General features: G+C 22.2%; 1 tRNA gene (running past one end of the window). It reads left to right on the forward strand.

What is annotated here, in order from left to right:
• Nucleotides 1-634 precede the first annotated feature (634 nt).
• A tRNA-Leu gene (locus LUA84_RS03785) sits at nt 635-696 on the forward strand (it continues 21 nt past the right edge of the window).

Consider the following 696-nt stretch of genomic DNA (forward strand, 5'->3'; position numbering starts at 1 on the left):
CATATTCTGAAAATGAAAATAAATTTTCATCAATCTTTCCAGTAGTTCCTNNNGGTTTTTAATAATCAATTTTCAAATATTTTGCAATTGATAAATAAATAGGACTTGAAGATAAATATAATGCCTTTATTTTATATTTATTTTCAAAAAAATTCTTTTTATTTAAATCTTTATATATTGTTTTATTTTTTATCTTATATTTCTTTAATTTTTCAATTATTTCCTTATCATAATTATCAAAAATTAATATATAATCATTATCTTTATATTTTATTATATCATATTCTTCTTTTATTTTTGGATCTTCTTTTGATTCTATTTCAATTAAAAACTGATTTTCTTTTAATTCTTTATATATTAATGCTTTAAATATTAATTCATTATATTTAAAATCATAACCTAGTAATGATAGATTTGATTCAATACATTTTGGAACATGCCCTCTTTCTTTTGTATATAATAATCCNCATTCAGAATATCTTACCAACTTATCAATATTTTGTTTTTTAGCATCTTCCAATGGTGTTNNATATCTTAATTCTTTAATTAAATTATCACCTAATTCATCTAATATAATAAATACCCCCTTATCCATATTATTTAAATTATTAAAATTTCTAAATATAATTATTAAGCGGCGGTGCCCGAGCGGACAAAGGGGCTGGGCTCAAGACCCAGTCGAGTAGATCCGTCAGG

It is taken from the genome of Candidatus Nanopusillus massiliensis, from assembly GCF_920984865.1.